Below are 2,191 nucleotides of genomic sequence, written 5' to 3' on the forward strand. Positions count from 1 at the left end.
CAGGAAGCGGGCGGCCTTGGGGTGTCGGCGCAGACCGGGGGGAGGGGGAAGGTGTCCGCGCCGACGAGAGGAAGGTGAAAGCGCTCAGGCGGCCTTCATCTTCGAAGTGATAACCGAAACGCGGTTCGAGATCGGGGCGAAGCTGTCGTTCGTCAGCTTGACGACGAGTTCGCTGGTCTTCGAGGTCTGCGCGACGGCGGCGTCGAACGCCTTCTTGCTGTTTTCGGCATAAAGCTTGAAGAATTCGGCCGGCGACTTGACGGCGGTATAGCCCTTCAGCGCGGCGGTCGTCTCTTCAAAGCTCTTGCGAGCGAAGGCAACGCCTTCCTGGCCCAGCGTTTCGATGCCCTTGGCTGCGATCTTGCCCGATTCGACAAGCGCTTCAAGGTTGGCCTTGTTGAACTCGACGGCTTCTTCGGCGAGCTTGCTGGTCTTGGCCATGGCTTCTTTCGCCTTTTCGTTGAAATCGGCGGTCAGGGCTTCGGCGCGGGTCTTGGCGTCTTCGGCCATTTTCTTGACGGTGTCGTTCATGCTCTTCAATCCTTTGCTGACGGTGGCGGCGACCGGCTTCGGCGCAGCCTTGGGGGCCATTGTCTTTACGGCCGCATTCGCGGGGGCGGCTTTTTTGGCGGCGGCCTTGGAGGCAGCCGCTTTCCTGGCAACCGGCTTGGCTTTCGCTTTCACCGGCTTCGTCTTGGCTGGCGCCGCGGTGGGCGCCGTTGTCGGCGCAGCGGTCGGCTCCGGGGCCGCAGGAGTCGCCACCGGCTTGGCGGCGGTTTCCAGCGTCGCGGCTTCGAAAGCCTTTTCGGCACTATCCATCTTGGTAGCCATCGGGACAACTCCTTTATGTTGCACTGCACAATATAGGAGCGGATCGGCGATTTCAAGACTATTTTTTGTGCAGCGCACAAATATCGAGAATCGCGTTCCGATAGCAGTCTGGCGGCTGGATATTACCGCAGTTTGACGTAGCGTCCGGGCGCGTCCTCGATCGCCTTGCGGCGCCCCTTGCCGGGAATGCGTGCGCCCTTGGCTGGAATCTTGCTGTCGTCCTGCGCCGCCATCCAGTCGATCCAGTGCGGCCACCAGCTGCCCTTGGTTTCGGTAGCGCGCGCCACGAAATCGTCGAGGGACGCCGCGTCGCTGTCGCCGGTCCAGTATTGATATTTGCCCGCGGCGGGCGGGTTGACGACACCGGCGATATGTCCCGATCCGGCGAGCAGAAAGGTTTTGGGCCCCGACAGATGGTGCATTATCCGCCACACGCTGACCGCTGGCGCGATATGATCTTCGCGACCAGCCTGGACATAGGCGGGGACGGCGATTTTCCGAAGGTCGATTGGCGTGCCGCACACCGACAGGCTGTTCGGGATCACCAGCCGGTTGTCGCGATACAGGTCGGTCAGATATTGGCGGTGCCACTTCGCCGGCAGGTTGGTGGTGTCGCCGTTCCAATAAAGCAGGTCGAAGGGCGGATAATCGTTGCCGAGCAGGTAATTGCTGACGACATAGTTCCAGATAAGGTCGCGCCCGCGCAGGCTGTTGAAAGTGGCCGCCATATAGCGTCCGTCGAGGTAGCCGGGCGCCGACAATTGCTGAAGCAGCGCCAGATAGGCATCGTCGACGAACAGTTTGAGGTCGCCTGCCAGCTCGAAATCCACCTGCGCGGTAAAGAAGGTCGCCGATTTCACCTTGTCGGCCTCGCCGTGCGCCGCGAGCATCGCCAGCGTCGCGGCGAGCGTCGTGCCCGCCACGCAATAGCCGATCGTGTGGACATGCGGGACGCCCAGCAGGTCGCGCACCGTGTCGATCGCATCGACCTGGGCCGTCACATAATCGTCCCAGACGATCTCGCTCATCGTCGCATCGGCCGATTTCCACGACACCATGAACACGGTCAGCCCCTGTTCGGTGGCCCATTTGACAAAGCTTTTCTGCGGATTGAGGTCGAGAATATAGAATCGGTTGATCCACGGCGGAAAGATGACAAGCGGGACGGCGAACACATGCTTTGTCGCCGGATCATATTGGATGAGCTGGTACAGGTCGGTCTCGTGGATGACCTTGCCCGGCGTCGTCGCGATATTGACGCCGACCTCGAAGGCGTCGGGATCGACGTGCGACAGCTGCCCGCGCGACAAGTCGGAAAGCATGTGCCCCAACCCTTTGAGCAGGCTTTCACCGCGCGTTT

Annotated in this window: 2 protein-coding genes; both read right to left on the reverse strand. The window is 61.5% G+C overall.

Annotated elements, in window-relative coordinates; genetic code table 11:
- Positions 1-84: 84 nt before the first annotated feature.
- The gene (locus tag HUW43_RS15930) at positions 85-831 is read right to left on the reverse strand and encodes a phasin family protein (RefSeq protein ID WP_188236315.1); all 747 of its coding nucleotides are present in this window, start codon (positions 829-831) and stop codon (positions 85-87) included.
- A 122-nt stretch (positions 832-953) separates the two neighbouring features.
- Positions 954-2,191 (reverse strand): PHA/PHB synthase family protein (locus HUW43_RS04660; protein ID WP_188236314.1); only part of this gene is annotated, 1,238 nt, incomplete at its 5' end.

Source organism: Sphingopyxis sp. LK2115 (genome assembly GCF_014595975.1).
GTDB lineage: Bacteria > Pseudomonadota > Alphaproteobacteria > Sphingomonadales > Sphingomonadaceae > Sphingopyxis.